The organism is Plantibacter sp. MCCC 1A11337, assembly GCF_013349365.1.
Taxonomy (GTDB): domain Bacteria; phylum Actinomycetota; class Actinomycetes; order Actinomycetales; family Microbacteriaceae; genus Plantibacter; species Plantibacter flavus_A.
Genome location: NZ_JABJWX010000001.1, coordinates 189128 through 205423, shown reverse-complemented (window position 1 = coordinate 205423; position 16296 = coordinate 189128). Strand labels below are relative to the sequence as shown.

At 69.2% G+C, this 16296-nt stretch carries 16 protein-coding genes and 1 pseudogene; all 17 read left to right on the top strand.

What is annotated here, in order from left to right:
- The first annotated feature begins 7 nt into the window (after window positions 1–7).
- On the top strand, window positions 8–1222 hold the full coding sequence (aroC, locus tag HOW07_RS00950) for a chorismate synthase (protein ID WP_175115849.1): 1215 nt from the start codon (window positions 8–10) through the stop codon (window positions 1220–1222).
- Window positions 1215–1733, top strand: coding sequence for a shikimate kinase (locus HOW07_RS00945; protein WP_175115848.1), 519 nt, complete (start codon window positions 1215–1217; stop codon window positions 1731–1733). Before aroC ends, HOW07_RS00945 begins: the two co-directional genes overlap by 8 nt.
- On the top strand, window positions 1730–2827 hold the full coding sequence (aroB, locus tag HOW07_RS00940; protein ID WP_121290680.1) for a 3-dehydroquinate synthase: 1098 nt from the start codon (window positions 1730–1732) through the stop codon (window positions 2825–2827). Before HOW07_RS00945 ends, aroB begins: the two co-directional genes overlap by 4 nt.
- Window positions 2828–2879: 52 nt before the next feature.
- Entirely contained in the window at window positions 2880–3323 is a 444-nt protein-coding gene (locus tag HOW07_RS00935) for a type II 3-dehydroquinate dehydratase (RefSeq protein WP_175115847.1), read from the top strand.
- A gap of 116 nt (window positions 3324–3439) precedes the next feature.
- Complete coding sequence (gene efp / locus HOW07_RS00930; RefSeq protein WP_056005785.1) at window positions 3440–4003, top strand: elongation factor P; 564 nt, start codon at window positions 3440–3442, stop codon at window positions 4001–4003.
- Window positions 4000–4416, top strand: a complete 417-nt coding sequence (gene nusB / locus HOW07_RS00925) for a transcription antitermination factor NusB (protein ID WP_064293834.1) — start codon at window positions 4000–4002, stop codon at window positions 4414–4416. Before efp ends, nusB begins: the two co-directional genes overlap by 4 nt.
- A 2-nt stretch (window positions 4417–4418) precedes the next feature.
- A complete protein-coding gene (locus HOW07_RS00920) occupies window positions 4419–4829 on the top strand; it encodes a VOC family protein (protein WP_071260157.1) in 411 nt (136 codons plus the stop codon).
- 68 nt (window positions 4830–4897) lie between these two features.
- Window positions 4898–5443: pseudogene (pyrR, locus tag HOW07_RS00915) on the top strand (bifunctional pyr operon transcriptional regulator/uracil phosphoribosyltransferase PyrR); the annotation flags it as partial.
- On the top strand, window positions 5440–6399 hold the full coding sequence (locus tag HOW07_RS00910) for an aspartate carbamoyltransferase catalytic subunit (RefSeq protein ID WP_071260160.1): 960 nt from the start codon (window positions 5440–5442) through the stop codon (window positions 6397–6399). The pseudogene pyrR and the gene HOW07_RS00910, both read left to right, overlap by 4 nt.
- On the top strand, window positions 6392–7759 hold the full coding sequence (locus HOW07_RS00905) for a dihydroorotase (protein WP_371743541.1): 1368 nt from the start codon (window positions 6392–6394) through the stop codon (window positions 7757–7759). Before HOW07_RS00910 ends, HOW07_RS00905 begins: the two co-directional genes overlap by 8 nt.
- Window positions 7759–8346: a hypothetical protein gene (locus HOW07_RS00900; protein ID WP_175115846.1), complete on the top strand. Its 588-nt coding sequence runs from the start codon at window positions 7759–7761 to the stop codon at window positions 8344–8346. Before HOW07_RS00905 ends, HOW07_RS00900 begins: the two co-directional genes overlap by 1 nt.
- 2 nt (window positions 8347–8348) lie before the next feature.
- Window positions 8349–9515 (top strand): glutamine-hydrolyzing carbamoyl-phosphate synthase small subunit, encoded by a 1167-nt coding sequence (gene carA, locus HOW07_RS00895; protein WP_085510883.1) that lies wholly within the window; start codon window positions 8349–8351, stop codon window positions 9513–9515.
- On the top strand, window positions 9515–12805 hold the full coding sequence (gene carB, locus HOW07_RS00890; protein WP_175115845.1) for a carbamoyl-phosphate synthase large subunit: 3291 nt from the start codon (window positions 9515–9517) through the stop codon (window positions 12803–12805). The genes carA and carB overlap by 1 nt, the downstream gene beginning before the upstream one ends.
- Window positions 12802–13647, top strand: a complete 846-nt coding sequence (pyrF, locus tag HOW07_RS00885; protein WP_175115844.1) for an orotidine-5'-phosphate decarboxylase — start codon at window positions 12802–12804, stop codon at window positions 13645–13647. The genes carB and pyrF overlap by 4 nt, the downstream gene beginning before the upstream one ends.
- Before the next feature lie 28 nt (window positions 13648–13675).
- Window positions 13676–14554 carry a guanylate kinase gene (gene gmk / locus HOW07_RS00880; protein ID WP_175116471.1) on the top strand — a complete coding sequence of 293 codons (879 nt, stop codon included), beginning with the start codon at window positions 13676–13678 and terminating at the stop codon, window positions 14552–14554.
- A 68-nt stretch (window positions 14555–14622) separates the two neighbouring features.
- Window positions 14623–14880: a DNA-directed RNA polymerase subunit omega gene (gene rpoZ / locus HOW07_RS00875; RefSeq protein WP_056005756.1), complete on the top strand. Its 258-nt coding sequence runs from the start codon at window positions 14623–14625 to the stop codon at window positions 14878–14880.
- Between the two features lie 201 nt (window positions 14881–15081).
- Window positions 15082–16275: a methionine adenosyltransferase gene (gene metK, locus HOW07_RS00870; RefSeq protein WP_064293843.1), complete on the top strand. Its 1194-nt coding sequence runs from the start codon at window positions 15082–15084 to the stop codon at window positions 16273–16275.
- The last annotated feature ends 21 nt before the right edge of the window (window positions 16276–16296 follow it).

The following is a 16296-nucleotide window of genomic DNA, read 5'->3' as shown; positions in this document are numbered from 1 at the left end:
TAGGACCATGCTTCGTTGGCTCACTGCCGGAGAGTCTCACGGCCCGGAACTCATCGCCGTCCTCGAGGGACTCCCGTCCGGCGTCCCCATCTCCATGGACGGCGTCCGCGCCGACCTCGCCCGACGGAAGCTCGGCTACGGCCGAGGATCCCGCATGAAGTTCGAGGAGGACGAGCTCAACCTGTCCGGCGGCGTCCGCCACGGCTTCTCCATGGGCAGCCCGATCGCGATCCGCATCGGCAACACCGAGTGGCCGAAGTGGGCCGAGGTCATGAGCCCCGAGCCGACCGAGATCTCCGACAAGTCGCGTGGCCGCAGCGCCGCGCTCACCCGTCCGCGCCCCGGCCACGCCGACCTGACGGGCATGCAGAAGTACGGCTTCGACGAGGCGCGTCCCGTGCTCGAACGCGCCAGCGCACGCGAGACCGCTGCGCGCGTCGCCCTCGGCGCCGTCGCGCGCTCCTTCCTCGGCGAGCTGGGCATCACCCTCGTCAGCCACACGCTGTCGATCGGCCCGGTGCGCGTTCCCGAAGACAGCCCGCTGCCGGTCCCGGCCGACGTCGACGCGCTCGACGCCGATCCGCTGCGCTGTTTCGACAAGGCGACCTCGGAGCGCATGGTCGCCGAGGTCGACGCGGCCAAGAAGGACGGTGACACCCTCGGCGGCATCGTCGAGGTCCTGGCCTACGGACTCCCACCGGGACTCGGCTCCTACGTCCACTGGGACCGCCGACTCGACGCACGCCTCGCGGCAGCGCTCATGGGCATCCAGGCCATCAAGGGTGTGGAGGTCGGCGACGGCTTCCTCACGACGACGCGTCGCGGCTCCGCGGCCCACGACGAGCTCGTCCAGGAGAGCGACGGCATCGCCCGGCAGAGCGATCGCGCCGGCGGCACCGAGGGTGGCATGACCACCGGTACCGTCCTCCGCGTGCGCGCCGGCATGAAGCCGATCGCGACCGTCCCGCACTCGCTCCGCACGGTCGACGTCGCGACGAGCGAGGCCGCCACCGCGCACCACCAGCGCTCGGACGTCTGCGCGGTCCCGGCCTCCGGTGTCGTGGCCGAGGCGATGGTGGCCCTGGTCCTCGCCGAAGCGGTGCTCGAGAAGTTCGGTGGCGACTCCGTCCCCGAGACGAAGCGCAACCTCGACGGATACCTGGCAGCGATCCCGTCGAACCTGCGCACGCGAGGCGACCAGGCCTCCAGCGCCGATGCCTGAGCAGGCCGCCGATCTCCGACTCCCCGTCGTCCTCATCGGACCGATGGGGTCGGGGAAGAGCCGCGTCGGCAAGCAGCTGGCGAAGCGCCTGGGCCTGCCGTTCGTCGACACCGACAACGTCGTCTCCGGCGAGCACGGAGCGATCGCGCGCATCTTCGAGCGACACGGCGAGGCGCAATTCCGCGCCCTGGAGCGGGCGGCGGTCGCCGCCGCACTCGAGCAGCCGGCGATCGTGTCGCTCGGCGGGGGAGCGGTGCTCGACGAGGACACGCAGCGTCAGCTCGCCGATGCACGCGTCGTGCTGTTGACGGTGACCGAAGAGGCCGTGCTGGCACGAGCCAACCTCGACAAGCGTCCACTCCTCCGTGACGACCCCGGCGCGTGGTCGCGCATCGCCGCCGCCCGGCGTCCCGTGTACGAACGACTCGCGGATGTCACCTTCGACACCTCGCACCGACCCATCTCAGGCATCGTCGACGAGCTCGTCGCCTGGGTGAAGGAGCCTGCATGAGCACCGAACCGACCACCCCGACCGAGCGGACCGTCATCGAGGTGACGGGATCCTCCCCGTACCCCATCACGATCGGGAGAGGGCTGGAGGACGTGCTCGTCGACGCCCTCGGGACCGGCGTGCAGCGGATCCTCATCGTCCACCCGGCGACGCTGGGCGAGAAGGCTGCCAAACTGCGCGAGACCCTGAGCGACCGGTACCAGGTGCTGCTCGCCGAGGTGCCGGACGCCGAGGCCGGGAAACGGGTCGAGGTGGCCGCGTTCTGCTGGGGAGTCCTCGGGCAGGCAGACTTCACGCGTTCCGACGCGGTCATCGGGTTCGGCGGTGGCGCCGTCACCGACCTCGCAGGCTTCGTCGCCGCCACCTGGCTGCGCGGCGTCCGACTCGTGCAGGTCCCCACGACGGTCCTCGGCATGGTCGACGCGGCCGTGGGCGGCAAGACGGGCATCAACACCGCGGAAGGCAAGAACCTCGTCGGCGCCTTCTACGCCCCGGCAGCCGTCGTCTGCGATCTCGACACGCTCGACACCCTCCCGAAGAACGAGATCCTCGCCGGGTTCGCCGAGGTGGCCAAGGCCGGGTTCATCCGCTACCCGGAGATCCTCGATCTCATCGAGGCCGACGTCGACGCCGCGACCGACCCCGAGACACCCGCCTTCCGCCGCTGCATCGAGCTCGCGATCCGGATGAAGGCCGACGTCGTCAGCGAGGACTTCACCGAGCAGGGCCTCCGCGAGATCCTCAACTACGGGCACACGCTCGGGCACGCCATCGAGCACGCCGAGCGGTATCAGTGGCGACACGGTGCCGCGGTGGCGATCGGCATGATGTACGTCGCCGAGCTGTCCCGCCTCGCCGGCCGGCTGTCGGACGAGGTCGTCGACCGCCACCGTCGCGTCCTGGAGCTCCTCAGCCTGCCGATCGCCTATCCGGTGGGCCGCTGGAACACGCTGCTCGCGACGATGCAGCGCGACAAGAAGACGCGCGGTTCGATGTTGCGGTTCATCGTGCTCGACGACCTCGCCAAGCCGACCGTCCTCCAGGGGCCCGAGACCTCGCTGCTCTTCGCCGCCTACCAGGAGATCGGCTCCTGACCGACGCCGGTGCGCTCCGCGAGCGCTCGTCCCGAACGGATACCCTCGACTCATGACCACCGTGCTCGTCCTCAACGGACCGAACCTCGGACGCCTCGGCAGCCGTGAACCCGACGTCTACGGCTCGGCCGACCTCGTTGCGCTGCGCACAATGCTCGAGGTCGACGCGGGCGACGGGACGCGGATCGACCTGCGCCAGACGGACGACGAAGGCGAGCTGATCGGCTGGCTCCACGAGGCCGTCGACTCCGGCACGTCCGTGATCCTCAACCCCGCGGCGTTCACCCACTACAGCTACGGGCTCCGTGACGCGGCGGCCATGGTCACGAAGGCTGGCCTCCTGCTCGTCGAGGTGCACCTCTCGAATCCGCACGCCCGCGAGGCCTTCCGTCACACGAGCGTGATCTCCGGTGTCGCGACCGGCGTGATCGCCGGTTTCGGCTTCGACTCGTACCGCCTCGCCCTCGACCTCGTGGTGCGCCGCAGCGCCGAGTGACGTGCGCGGCGCCCTGGTCCACCACGGGTGCATTGGTCACGGGTCCTCGCAGCGGTTACACTCGTTCGTTGGGTCGTATCCGGCCGCACACTTTCCACGAACGGACATTCTCGCGCATGGCTTCTACCGCTGACATCAAGAACGGCATCGTCCTGAACATCGACGGGCAGCTCTGGACGGTGATCGAGTTCCAGCACGTCAAGCCGGGCAAGGGTGGCGCGTTCGTCCGCACCAAGATGAAGAACATCATGACCGGCAAGGTCGTCGACAAGACGTACAACGCCGGCACGAAGATCGACGTCGAGAACGTCGACCGCCGCGACTTCACCTACCTGTACGCGGACGGCGACTCCTTCGTCTTCATGGACAAGAGCGACTACGACCAGATCACCATCCCCGCCGTCGTCGTCGGCGACACCAAGAACTTCCTCCTCGAGAACCAGGACGTCACGGTCGCACTCAACAACGGCAACCCGCTCTACGTCGAGCTCCCCGCGTCGGTCATCCTCGAGGTCACCTACACGGAACCCGGGCTCCAGGGCGACCGCTCGACCGGCGGCACGAAGCCGGCGACCGTCGAGACCGGCTACGAGATCCAGGTCCCGCTCTTCCTCGAGACCGGCACCAAGGTCAAGGTCGACACCCGTACGGGTGACTACCTCGGTCGCGTCAACGAGTGAGCGCTCGTACCAAGGCGCGCAAGCGCGCCCTCGATCTGCTGTACCAGGCCGACGTCCGTCAGCAGACCCTCGCTGAAGTCCTGTCCGCGGAAGCGTCTCGCGCCGTCAGCGAGCCCGACCGCCAGGCCTCGTGGTTGTATGCGAGGGAGATCGTCGACGGTGTCGGTGACCACGCCGAGGAGATCGACGAGCAGATCGAGACGTACGCGCAGGGCTGGACGCTCGCGCGGATGCCCACGGTCGACCGGGCCATCCTCCGGATCGCGATCTGGGAGATCCTGTTCAACGACGAGGTGCCGCACGGCGTCGCCATCGACGAAGCGGTCGAGGCGGCCAAGACGCTGTCGACCGACGACTCGGCCGGCTTCATCAACGGCCTGCTCGGCAAGATCTCGCAGATCAACCCGCGGTGACGATGAGCGACGAGACCGGTGCAGCCCTGCCGCTGAAGCGCGTGCACCACATCGCGATCATCGCCAGCGACTACGAGCGCTCCAAGCGCTTCTACACCTCGGTGCTCGGCTGCGAGCTGCTCACCGAGGTGTACCGGGCCGAGCGCGACTCCTGGATGGGCGACCTCGCCCTGAACGGTGAGTACCTCATCGAGTTGTTCTCCTTCCCTGACCCGCCGGCGCGCGCATCCGGGCCCGAAGCGCTCGGGCTGCGGCACCTCGCCTTCGCCGTCGACGACGTCGATGCCGGCCACGCGCGGCTGGTCGAGCTGGGTGTCCGCGTCGAAGACGTCCGGATCGACCCGCACACCTCGCGCAAGATGCTGTTCTTCTTCGATCCCGACGGCCTCCCGTTGGAGCTCTACGAGGCCTGATCCGACTGCTAGGCTCGGGTGTTGACCAAGACAACCTTTAAGACCGTCCAGAGAGGCGGAGAAGGGAGTCGGCGATGAGCGCACGTACCGTGCTGCACGAAGCTGACATCGCGCGGGCGTTGACTCGGATCTCCCACGAGATCCTCGAGTCCAACCGCGGAGCAGACGACCTCGTGATCCTCGGCATCCCGACGCGCGGGGTCATCCTCGCGAAGCGGATCGCCGCCACGATCTCCTCGATCTCGGGCGCGACCATCGTCTCGGGTGCACTCGACGTCACGATGTACCGCGACGACCTGGCGAAGCACCCGACCCGTGCACCGCAGCCCACGACACTGCCGCCGCAAGGGATCGACGGGCGCACGGTCGTCCTCGTCGACGACGTCCTGTACTCGGGACGCACGATCCGCGCCGCACTCGACGCGTTGACCGACCTGGGCCGCCCGCGCGTCGTGCGGCTCGCCGCGCTCGTCGACCGCGGGCACCGCGAGCTCCCGATCCGGCCCGACTTCGTGGGGAAGAACCTGCCCTCCTCGCAGGCGGAGCGCATCTTCGTCCGGCTCACCGAGTTCGACGGCGACGACTCCGTGACGATCGAGGGGAGCGGCGAATGAGGCACCTGCTGTCGACGAAGACCCTCACCCGCGACGAGGCGATCGAGATCCTCGACGTCGCGGAGGACATGGCCGAGACGCAGTTCCGTGAGGTCCGCAAGCTCCCGACCCTCCGTGGGAAGACGGTCGTCAACCTCTTCTTCGAGGACTCGACCCGCACGCGCATCTCGTTCGAGGCTGCCGCAAAACGGCTGTCCGCAGACGTCATCACCTTCAGCGCGAAGGGGTCGAGCGTCTCGAAGGGCGAGAGTCTGAAGGACACCGCACAGACCCTCGCCGCGATGCACGCCGACGCCGTCGTGATCCGACACTCCGCCTCCGGTGCGCCGCAGACCCTCGCCGACAGCGGGTGGATCGACGCCGGCATCCTGAACGCGGGGGACGGGACGCACGAGCACCCGACGCAGGCCCTCCTGGACGCGTTCACGATGCGCAAGCGCCTCCACGGCGAGCGTTCCCGCGGTCGCGCGCTCGACGGGGTGGCGGTGACGATCGTCGGCGACATCCTGCATTCCCGGGTCGCCCGCTCGAACGTCTGGCTGCTCGACACGCTCGGCGCCGAGGTGACTCTCGTCGCCCCGCCGACACTGCTTCCGGTGGACCTCGGCCCGTGGCCGGCCACCGTCCGCTACGACCTGGACGACGCGATCGCCCAGCGTCCCGACGTGCTGATGATGCTCCGGATCCAGTCCGAACGCATGCACGCCGCCTTTTTCCCGAACAGCCGGGAGTATTCCAGGCGCTGGGGGCTCGACGACGAGCGACTCGCCCGCCTCGATCCGGCTAGCATTGTCATGCACCCCGGGCCGATGAACCGCGGTCTGGAGATCTCGTCCGGGGCAGCCGACTCACCCCGGTCGACCGTCCTCGAACAGGTCGCCAACGGGGTGTCGGTCCGGATGGCCGCGTTGTACCTGTTGCTGTCCGGCGATCGAGAGGAATCCACCCGTGTCTGAGCCCACTTCGAACCACGACGTCACGCTGATCACCGGAGCGACGCTCGCCGACGGGACACGCACCGACCTCCTCCTGCGCGACGGACGGATCGCGGAACGCGGCACCGGGCTGAGCGCCGTCGGCGCGACCGTCGTCGACGCGGACGGCCTCCTCGCTCTCCCCGGGCTCGTCGACCTCCACACGCATCTCCGGGAACCCGGGTTCGAGCAGAGCGAGACGGTGCTCACCGGTACGCGTGCCGCAGCCGCCGGCGGCTTCACCGCGGTGTTCGCGATGGCCAACACCTCGCCGGTGGCCGACACGGCCGGGGTCGTCGAGCAGGAACAGTCGCTCGGTGAACGCGCCGGGTACGCGACGGTGCAGCCGATCGGTGCCGTGACGGTCGGCCTCGCCGGAGAGCGGCTCGCCGAACTCGGCGCCATGGCCTCCTCACGTGCCGAGGTCCGGGTCTTCTCGGACGACGGTCTCTGCGTGTCCGACCCGCTGCTCATGCGCCGCGCGCTGGAGTACGTGAAGGCCTTCGACGGTGTGATCGCCCAGCACGCGCAGGAACCCCGGCTCACCGTCGGTGCGCAGATGAACGAGGGCGCCCTCTCCGGCGAACTCGGGCTCACCGGGTGGCCTGCGGTCGCCGAGGAGTCGATCATCGCCCGCGACGTCCTCCTCGCCGAGCATGTGGGTTCCCGCCTCCACATCTGCCACGTCTCGACGGCAGGGTCCGTCGACGTCATCCGCTGGGCGAAGGCCCGAGGCATCCCCGTCACGGCCGAGGTCACGCCGCACCACCTGCTGCTCACGGAGGAGCTGGTGGCGAGCTACGACGCCCGGTACAAGGTGAACCCGCCCCTGCGACGGGCGGAGGACGTCCAGGCGCTGCGCGAGGCACTCGCGGACGGCACGATCGACGTCGTCGCGACGGACCACGCACCGCACCCGGTCGAGGCCAAGGACTGCGAGTGGGACGCCGCCGCGAACGGCATGGTGGGCCTCGAGTCCGCCCTCTCCGTCGTGCATGCGTCGATGGTCGCGACCGGGCTCCTGGACTGGAACGACGTCGCCCGGGTGCTCTCGGCGACGCCGGCGAGGATCGGACGGATCACCGGGCAGGGGGCTTCGATCGAGGCCGGAGCTCCGGCGGAGGTCGTGCTCTACGACACCGCCGCCACTCGTCCGTTCGGCACGGCCGACCTTGCCGGCAAGGGCGTGAACTCGCCCTACCTCGGCCTGGAGCTGCCCGGCCGCGTCGTCGCCACCTTCCACCGTGGCTACGCGACCGTCCTGGACGGCGCCGTGCTCCCGACGGAGCAGGTCGCGGCCGCAGCACGCCGCGCCGCGCGATCCGCGGAGGTCGAGCGCTGATGGACGGGCGGATCCTCGCGGCCGTCCTCGTCGCCCTCGTCCTCCTCGGCATCCTCGCCCTCATGGGCTTCGCCTGGCGACGCCGCGTCGCGCGCGACGCCCAGGTCGGTCCCCTCGCAGAGCTCCCCGACCCGCGGCCGGTCCCGTCACTGACGGTCGAGGTCCTCTACGTCGCGACGTCGAAGCACGACCAGCCGCTCGAACGGCTGGCGTTGCAGGGACTGCGCTACCGATCCCGGGTCACGCTCGAACTGGGAGCCGCCGGAGTCGTCGTCGACGTCCCGGGGGAGCGGCCGACGTTCATCCCGGCGACGAGCATCGTCGGCGTCGACCAGACCAACCTCACGATCGACCGGGTCGTCGAGCCGGGCGGGCTCATCCGCCTGAGCTGGCGTCCCGTCCCGACGGTGATCGCGGACAGCACCTTCCGCGTCCTCGAGCAGGCGGACCGCGCCCGCATCATCGACATCGTCACGAGCCTCATCCCCGCCGCGGACGCCGGACTCCGGCCGACCGGCACCTCAGACACCGTCGCCGACGTCACCTCGGCCGACGACTCCACCCCACCGCCTCACGAGAGGGCTTGACCATGACCTCCTTCACCCCACCCAGTCCAGCGGTACTCGTCCTCGAGGACGGCAACCGCTACGTCGGGCACGCCTACGGCGCGACCGGCCGCACGCTCGGCGAGGTCGTCTTCGCCACCGGCATGACCGGCTACCAGGAGACGCTGACCGACCCGTCCTACGCCGGACAGATCGTCCTGATGACCGCGCCCCACATCGGCAACACCGGCGTCAACCGCGAGGACATGGAGTCCGCCCGTGTCTGGGTCGCCGGATACGTGGTGCGCGACGCGTCGCGCGTCGTCTCCAACTTCCGAGCGGACCGCTCGCTCGACGACGAACTCGTCCAGGACGGCGTCGTGGGCATCAGCGGCATCGACACCCGCGCGGTGACGAGGCACATCCGTTCCGCCGGTTCCATGCGCGGCGGCGTGTTCTCCGGTGAGGACTTCGAGTTGTCCGGCGCCGAACAGCTCAGTCTCGTCCGCGCCGGCGCGCAGATGGCCGGTCTGAACCTGTCGAGCCAGGTCTCCACGACCGAGCAGTACACCGTGCCGGCGGTGGGGGAGCGCGTCGGTTCCGTCGCGGTCCTCGACCTCGGCGTCAAGACCTCGACGCTCAACCACCTCGCCGCTCGCGGCTTCGACGTCGTGGTGCTGCCGCAGTCGGTGACCTCGGCCGAGGTCCTCGCGCTCGAACCGAGCGCCCTGTTCTTCTCCAACGGACCCGGCGACCCGGCTGCGAGCGACGCGCACGTCGCCCTCCTGCAGGACGTGCTCCGCGCGGGCGTCCCGTACTTCGGCATCTGCTTCGGCAACCAGCTGCTCGGCCGCGCGCTCGGCTTCGAGACCTACAAGCTGCCATTCGGCCACCGTGGGATCAACCAGCCGGTCCTCGACAAGGCGACCGGTCGGGTGGAGATCACCTCGCAGAACCACGGCTTCGCGGTGGACCTGCCGATCGAGGGCCGCCACGAGACGCCCGCCGGGTTCGGCCTCGCGGAGGTCAGCCACTACAGCCTGAACGACGAGGTCGTCGAGGGCATCAACTGCATCGACATCCCCGCGTTCTCGGTCCAGTACCACCCCGAGTCCGCCTCGGGTCCGCACGACGCGGTCTACCTCTTCGACCGGTTCCGCGACCTCGTGACCGGCCACGCCACCACTTCCAGCACCAAGGAGAACAACTAGTGCCCAAGCGCGACGACATCAACAGCGTCCTCGTCATCGGCTCCGGGCCGATCGTCATCGGGCAGGCCGCCGAGTTCGACTACTCGGGCACCCAGGCATGCCGCGTGCTGCGCGAGGAGGGCGTCCGCGTCATCCTCGTCAACTCGAACCCGGCGACCATCATGACCGACCCCGACTTCGCCGACGCGACCTACGTCGAGCCGATCACCTGGCAGGTCATCGAGACGATCATCGCGAAGGAGAAGCCCGACGCGATCCTCCCGACCCTCGGCGGCCAGACGGCGTTGAACGCCGCGATCCAGCTGCACGAGCACGGCATCCTCGAGAAGTACGACGTCGAGCTCATCGGCGCGAACTTCGAGGCGATCAACAAGGGCGAGGACCGCCAGATCTTCAAGCAGCTCGTGCTCGACGCGGGCGCGGACGTGGCCCGCTCGTACATCGCCCACACGGTCGAGGAGGCCGTCGGCTACGCCGAGGACCTCGGCTACCCGCTGGTCGTCCGCCCCTCGTTCACCATGGGCGGTCTCGGCTCAGGCTTCGCGTACACCGAGGCGGAACTGCGCCGGATCGTCGGTGACGGCCTCCACCAGAGCCCGACCACCGAGGTGCTCCTCGAGGAGTCGATCCTCGGCTGGAAGGAGTACGAGCTCGAGCTCATGCGCGACACGGCCGACAACACCGTCGTCGTCTGCTCGATCGAGAACGTCGACCCGGTCGGCGTGCACACCGGGGACTCCATCACGGTGGCCCCCGCCCTGACGCTGACGGACCGCGAGTACCAGAAGCTCCGCGACATCGGCATCGACATCATCCGCGCGGTCGGCGTCGACACCGGAGGCTGCAACATCCAGTTCGCGGTCGACCCGGCCGACGGCCGCATCATCGTCATCGAGATGAACCCGCGCGTCTCTCGTTCGAGTGCCCTCGCTTCGAAGGCGACCGGCTTCCCGATCGCGAAGATCGCGGCGAAGCTGGCCATCGGGTACCGACTCGACGAGATCCCGAACGACATCACGAAGGTCACGCCCGCGAGCTTCGAGCCCACGCTCGACTACGTCGTCGTGAAGGTCCCGCGCTTCGCGTTCGAGAAGTTCCCCGCCGCCGACCCGACGCTCACGACCACCATGAAGTCGGTGGGTGAGGCGATGGCGATCGGACGCAACTACGCCACCGCCCTGCAGAAGGCGCTGCGGTCGCTCGAGAAGCGCGGTTCCAGCTTCCACTGGAGCGATGAGTCCCGCAGCGTCGAAGAGCTGCTCGAGGTCATGAAGACCCCGACCGACGGCCGCATCGTCGTCGTGCAGCAGGCGCTCCGCAAGGGTGCCACCGCCGAGCAGGTCTTCGAGGCCACCAAGATCGACCCGTGGTTCATCGACCAGATCGTCCTCATCAACGACGTCGCCGACTGGATCGCCGCGGCGGACCGCCTCGACACCGAGGTGCTCCGGACCGCGAAGAACCACGGCTTCTCGGACGCGCAGATCGGTCAGCTGCGCGGGTTCGGCGAGCAGGAGGTGCGTGAGGTCCGCCACATCCTGGGTGTCCGCCCGGTCTACAAGACGGTCGACACGTGCGCCGGCGAGTTCCCGGCCCTCACCCCGTACCACTACTCGAGCTACGACACGGAGACCGAGGTGGTCGCGAGCGACCGCCGCAAAGTGGTCATCCTCGGGTCCGGCCCGAACCGCATCGGCCAGGGGATCGAGTTCGACTACTCCTGCGTGCACGCGTCCTTCGCGCTGCAGGCCGCCGGTTTCGAGACGATCATGATCAACTGCAACCCGGAGACCGTCTCGACGGACTACGACACGAGCGACCGGCTCTACTTCGAGCCGCTCACGCTCGAGGACGTCCTCGAGGTCATCCACGCCGAGAGCGAGTCGGGCGAACTCGTCGGTGTCGTCGTCCAGCTCGGCGGCCAGACGGCGCTCGGGCTCGCGAAGGGTCTCGAGGCCGCAGGCGTCCCGATCCTCGGCACCACGCCGACCGCCATCGACCTCGCCGAGGAGCGCGGCCAGTTCCAGGAGATCCTGGACGCCGCCGGCCTCGTCGCACCGAAGAACGGCACCGCGGTGGAGATCGAGGGTGCGCTGCGCGTCGCCGAGGAGATCGGCTACCCGGTCCTCGTCCGCCCGAGCTTCGTGCTCGGCGGACGCGGCATGGAGATCATCTACGACAGCGCATCGCTCACGGACTACTTCGTGCGCATCGAGGACCAGGGCATCGTGGGCCCGGCCCAGCCGCTGCTCGTCGACCACTTCCTCGACGACGCGATCGAGATCGACGTCGACGCCCTGTTCGACGGCGAGGAGCTCTACATCGGCGGCGTCATGGAGCACATCGAGGAGGCCGGTATCCACTCGGGCGACTCGAGCTGCACCCTGCCGCCCGTCTCGCTCGGTCGCGCCGAGATCGACCGCGTGCGGAACGCGACGCTCGCGATCGCCCAGGGGATCGGCGTGCGTGGTCTCCTGAACGTGCAGTTCGCGATCGGCGCCGGCATCCTCTACGTCATCGAGGCGAACCCGCGTGCGTCCCGCACGGTGCCGTTCGTGTCGAAGGCGCTCGGCATCCCGCTGGCCAAGGCCGCTTCGCTCATCATGACCGGCGCGACGGTCGCCGAGCTCAAGGACTCGGGGCTCCTGCCCCCGGTCGACGGATCCCGTGTCCCGATCGACTCCCCGGTGTCGGTCAAGGAGGCCGTGCTGCCCTTCAAGCGCTTCCGCACGAAGGACGGCCAGATCGTCGACAGCGTGCTCGGCCCGGAGATGCGCTCCACCGGCGAGGTGATGGGCATCGACAAGGACTTCCCGCGCGCGTTCGCGAAGAGCCAGGAGGCGGCCTACGGCGGCCTGCCGTCGAGCGGAACGGTGTTCGTCTCGGTCTCCGACCGCGACAAGCGTTCGATCATCCTGCCGGTGCTGCGCCTCCAGCAGCTCGGGTTCGACATCCTCGCGACCGACGGCACGGCCGAAGTGCTGAACCGGAACGGCATCAGTGCCCGGACGGTGCGCAAGTACAGCGAGACCACGGCCGCGGGCGAGGACGACTCGATCGTCGACCTGATCAACCGCGACGAGGTCGACATGGTCATCAACACCCCGAGTGGCCGGTCGGCTCGCGCGGACGGCTACGAGATCCGCGCGGCCGCCGTCGCGGCCGACAAGCCGCTCTTCACGACGATCGCGCAGCTCACCGCCGCGGTCGGCTCCTTCGAGGCGCTCGGCGGTGGCTTCGAGGTCCGCTCCCTCCAGGAGTACGCACTCGATCGGGCTGCGCGCTCGTGACGGCTTCCTTCGGAACCCGGCTGGACGAGGTCTTCGTCCGGTCGGGCCGACTCTGCGTCGGCATCGATCCGCACCGCTTCCTGCTCGAGGCGTGGGGCCTGCCCGACACCGCCGCCGGCGCGGGGGCCTTCGGCCTCGCCGTCGTCGAGGCCGCAGCCGGTCGCGCCGGGATCGTCAAGCCGCAGGCGGCGTTCTTCGAACGGTTCGGGTCGGCCGGGTACATCGCCCTCGAAGGGGTCCTCGCAGCGGCACGCGACGCCGGGCTCCTCGTGATCGGCGACGCCAAGCGCGGCGAGATCGGGACGAGCATGGAGGGCTATGCCGAGGCGTGGCTGACCCCCGGTTCACCGCTGGAGGTCGACGCCCTCACCGTGAACCCCTATCTCGGCTTCGGCTCACTGCACCCGGCACTCGAGCTCGCCGAGCAGCACGGCAAGGGCGTGTTCGTGCTGACGGCGACCTCGAACCCGGAGGGTCGCGACGTCCAGCTCGCCGAGGACGGCGCCGGCCTCACCGTCGCGGCGTCGATGCTCGACGAGATCGACCACTGGAACGCACGGCACCACCCCGGATCGACCGGTTCGATCGGCGCGGTCATCGGTGCCACGCTCCGTCTCGAGGAGTTCGGCCTGACGGCGGTACCGCCGACGACCACGCTCCCGATCCTGGCACCCGGTTTCGGCCACCAGGGAGCCGCGGTCGCCGACCTCGGATCCATCTACGGCGACCTCGCGCCGGGCGTCATCGTCTCCGAGTCCCGGAGCATCCTCGCCGCCGGACCCTCGGGGATCGCGGACGCCGTCGAACGTTCCGTCGCAGCCGTGAGGAGCGCCCGTGGTTGACCAGGAGCAGAACCAGCCCAGCAGGAACATGCCGGAGGTCGACCGGGCCGCCGCGTCACGTGAGGCCGTTCGCAAACGTCGCGCCCGCGCGACCGTCAAGGCCTCCATCGCCTCCGGCGCCCGCACCCCGTTGGAGGTGCTCGACGCCGCGACCGCCGATCCGGACGGCATCGAGGGCGGCATCCGCATCACCGAATACCTCCTCAGCATCCCGAGTGTCGGCGTCACCAAACTCGGGCGGATCCTCGAATCGCTCGGTATCTCCTCGGTCAAGCGCCTCGGCGGTCTCGGTCGACTGCAGCGGGATCGCCTCCGCGCCTTCATCGCCGAGCGCTACCCGGGCACGGCGCGCAGCCGACTCGTCGTGCTCGCCGGTCCGACGGCCGTCGGCAAGGGGACGGTCGCCGCGTACATCCGCGACCACTACCCGGAGGTGCATCTTTCCGTCTCGGCCACGACGCGCAAGCCGCGGCCCGGGGAGCAGCACGAGGTGAACTACTACTTCGTGACCGACGCCGAGTTCGACGGCCTCATCGAGGGCGACCGCCTGCTCGAGCACGCCACGGTCCACAACGCGTACCGCTACGGCACGCCACGCGAGCCGATCGAGCGTGCGCTCGCAGCCGGCGACAGCGCGCTGCTCGAGATCGACATCCAGGGCGCCAGGCAGGTCCGGGAGGCGATGCCGGAGGCGACCCTGGTGTTCCTGCTGCCGCCGAGCTGGGACGAACTGGTCCGTCGACTCGTCGGACGGGGCACCGAGGACGAGGAGGAACGGGAGCGTCGACTGCGTACTGCGAAGGTCGAACTGGCCGCCGCGGACGAGTTCGACCACCGTGTCGTCAACGACGACGTGGCCCGCGCGGCCCAAGAGGTCGTAGACTTGATGAAGATTCACGGGGATTGACGTCCGACGCGCACCCCGCATCGATCCGATCTTCCCCGAACACAACCACACGAGGAGTGTGAACCTGCATGGCTGACAAGCTCAAGGGCATCATCGACCCGCCCATCGACTCCCTGCTCACCAAGGTCGAGTCCAAGTACGCACTCGTGATCTTCGCGTCCAAGCGCGCGCGCCAGATCAACGACTACTACGCCGACCTCCACGAGGGCAGCCTGTTCGACAACGTCGGGCCGCTGGTCGACTCGTCCGTCGAGGACAAGCCGCTCTCGATCGCGATGCACGAGATCAACGAGGACAAGCTCCAGATCAAGCCGATCGCCGAATAACGCTTCACCACGACGAATCCGCCGGGCGCCAGACGACCGGCGGATTCGTCGTGTCGGGCCCGTTCCCGCCACCGCGACGCCCTGCGTCACAGGCGGACGACGTGTCCGAGGCCTCGACTAGAGTGATCAACGGTCGGGCCCCGGAACACCACGACGGCCGATCCCTCCACCATCGCATCACCACTTCCGACGGGAGACCGCATGACCGAGCTGCGCCTGTTCACCTCCGAATCCGTGACCGAGGGGCATCCCGACAAGATCTGCGACCAGATCTCGGACAGCATCCTCGACGCGCTCCTCGAGGTGGATCCGCGCAGTCGAGTCGCCGTCGAGACACTCGTCACCACCGGGCTCGTCCATGTCGCCGGTGAGGTCTCCACGAGCGGCTACGTCGACATCCCGACGATCGTCCGCGAGCGCATCCGGTCCATCGGCTACACCTCGTCCGACATCGGATTCGACGGCGACTCCTGCGGTGTGAGCGTGTCGATCGGCTCGCAGTCCGCCGACATCGCCGCCGGAGTCGACCACGCCTTCGAATCCCGCGAACAGTCCAGCGTCGACGCCTACGACCTCCAGGGCGCCGGCGACCAGGGCATCATGTTCGGGTTCGCGACCACCGAGACGCCGCAGTACATGCCGCTGCCCAGCTGGATCGCGCACCGTCTCGCAGAGCGACTCGCCGAGGTACGCAAGTCCGGCCAGCTCGACTACCTGCGCCCGGACGGCAAGACCCAGGTCACCATCGGGTACGACGGCTTCCTCCCGAAGACCGTGGAGACGGTCGTGGTCTCCACGCAGCACAATCCGGGTGTCTCCACGGAGCAGCTGCGCCGCGACGTCCAGCGTCACGTCATCGAACCGGTCCTCGCGACGGTCGAGCTCGACAGCTCGAACGTGACGCACCTGATCAACCCGACCGGCATCTTCGTCGTCGGTGGCCCGATGGGCGACGCCGGGCTCACCGGACGCAAGATCATCATCGACACCTACGGCGGAGCGGCTCGACACGGCGGTGGGGCCTTCAGCGGGAAGGACCCGTCGAAGGTGGACCGCTCGGCCGCGTACGCCATGCGCTGGGTGGCGAAGAACGCGGTCGCCGCCGGATTCGCCGAACGTCTCGAGGTGCAGGTCGCCTACGCCATCGGCAAGGCCGCGCCGGTCGGACTCTACGTCGAGACCTTCGGGACGGCCCATGTGCCGGAGGCCGACATCACGCGCGCGATCCGCGACGTCTTCGACCTCCGTCCGGCCGCGATCATCGCCGACCTCGACCTGATCCGCCCCATCTACGCCGCCACGGCGGCGTACGGGCACTTCGGCCGCGAGCTCCCCGACTTCACGTGGGAGCGTCTCGACCGGGTGGAGGCGTTGCGGTCAGCAGCCGGGCTGTAGCCGTGGTCGGCGCGAGGGTCG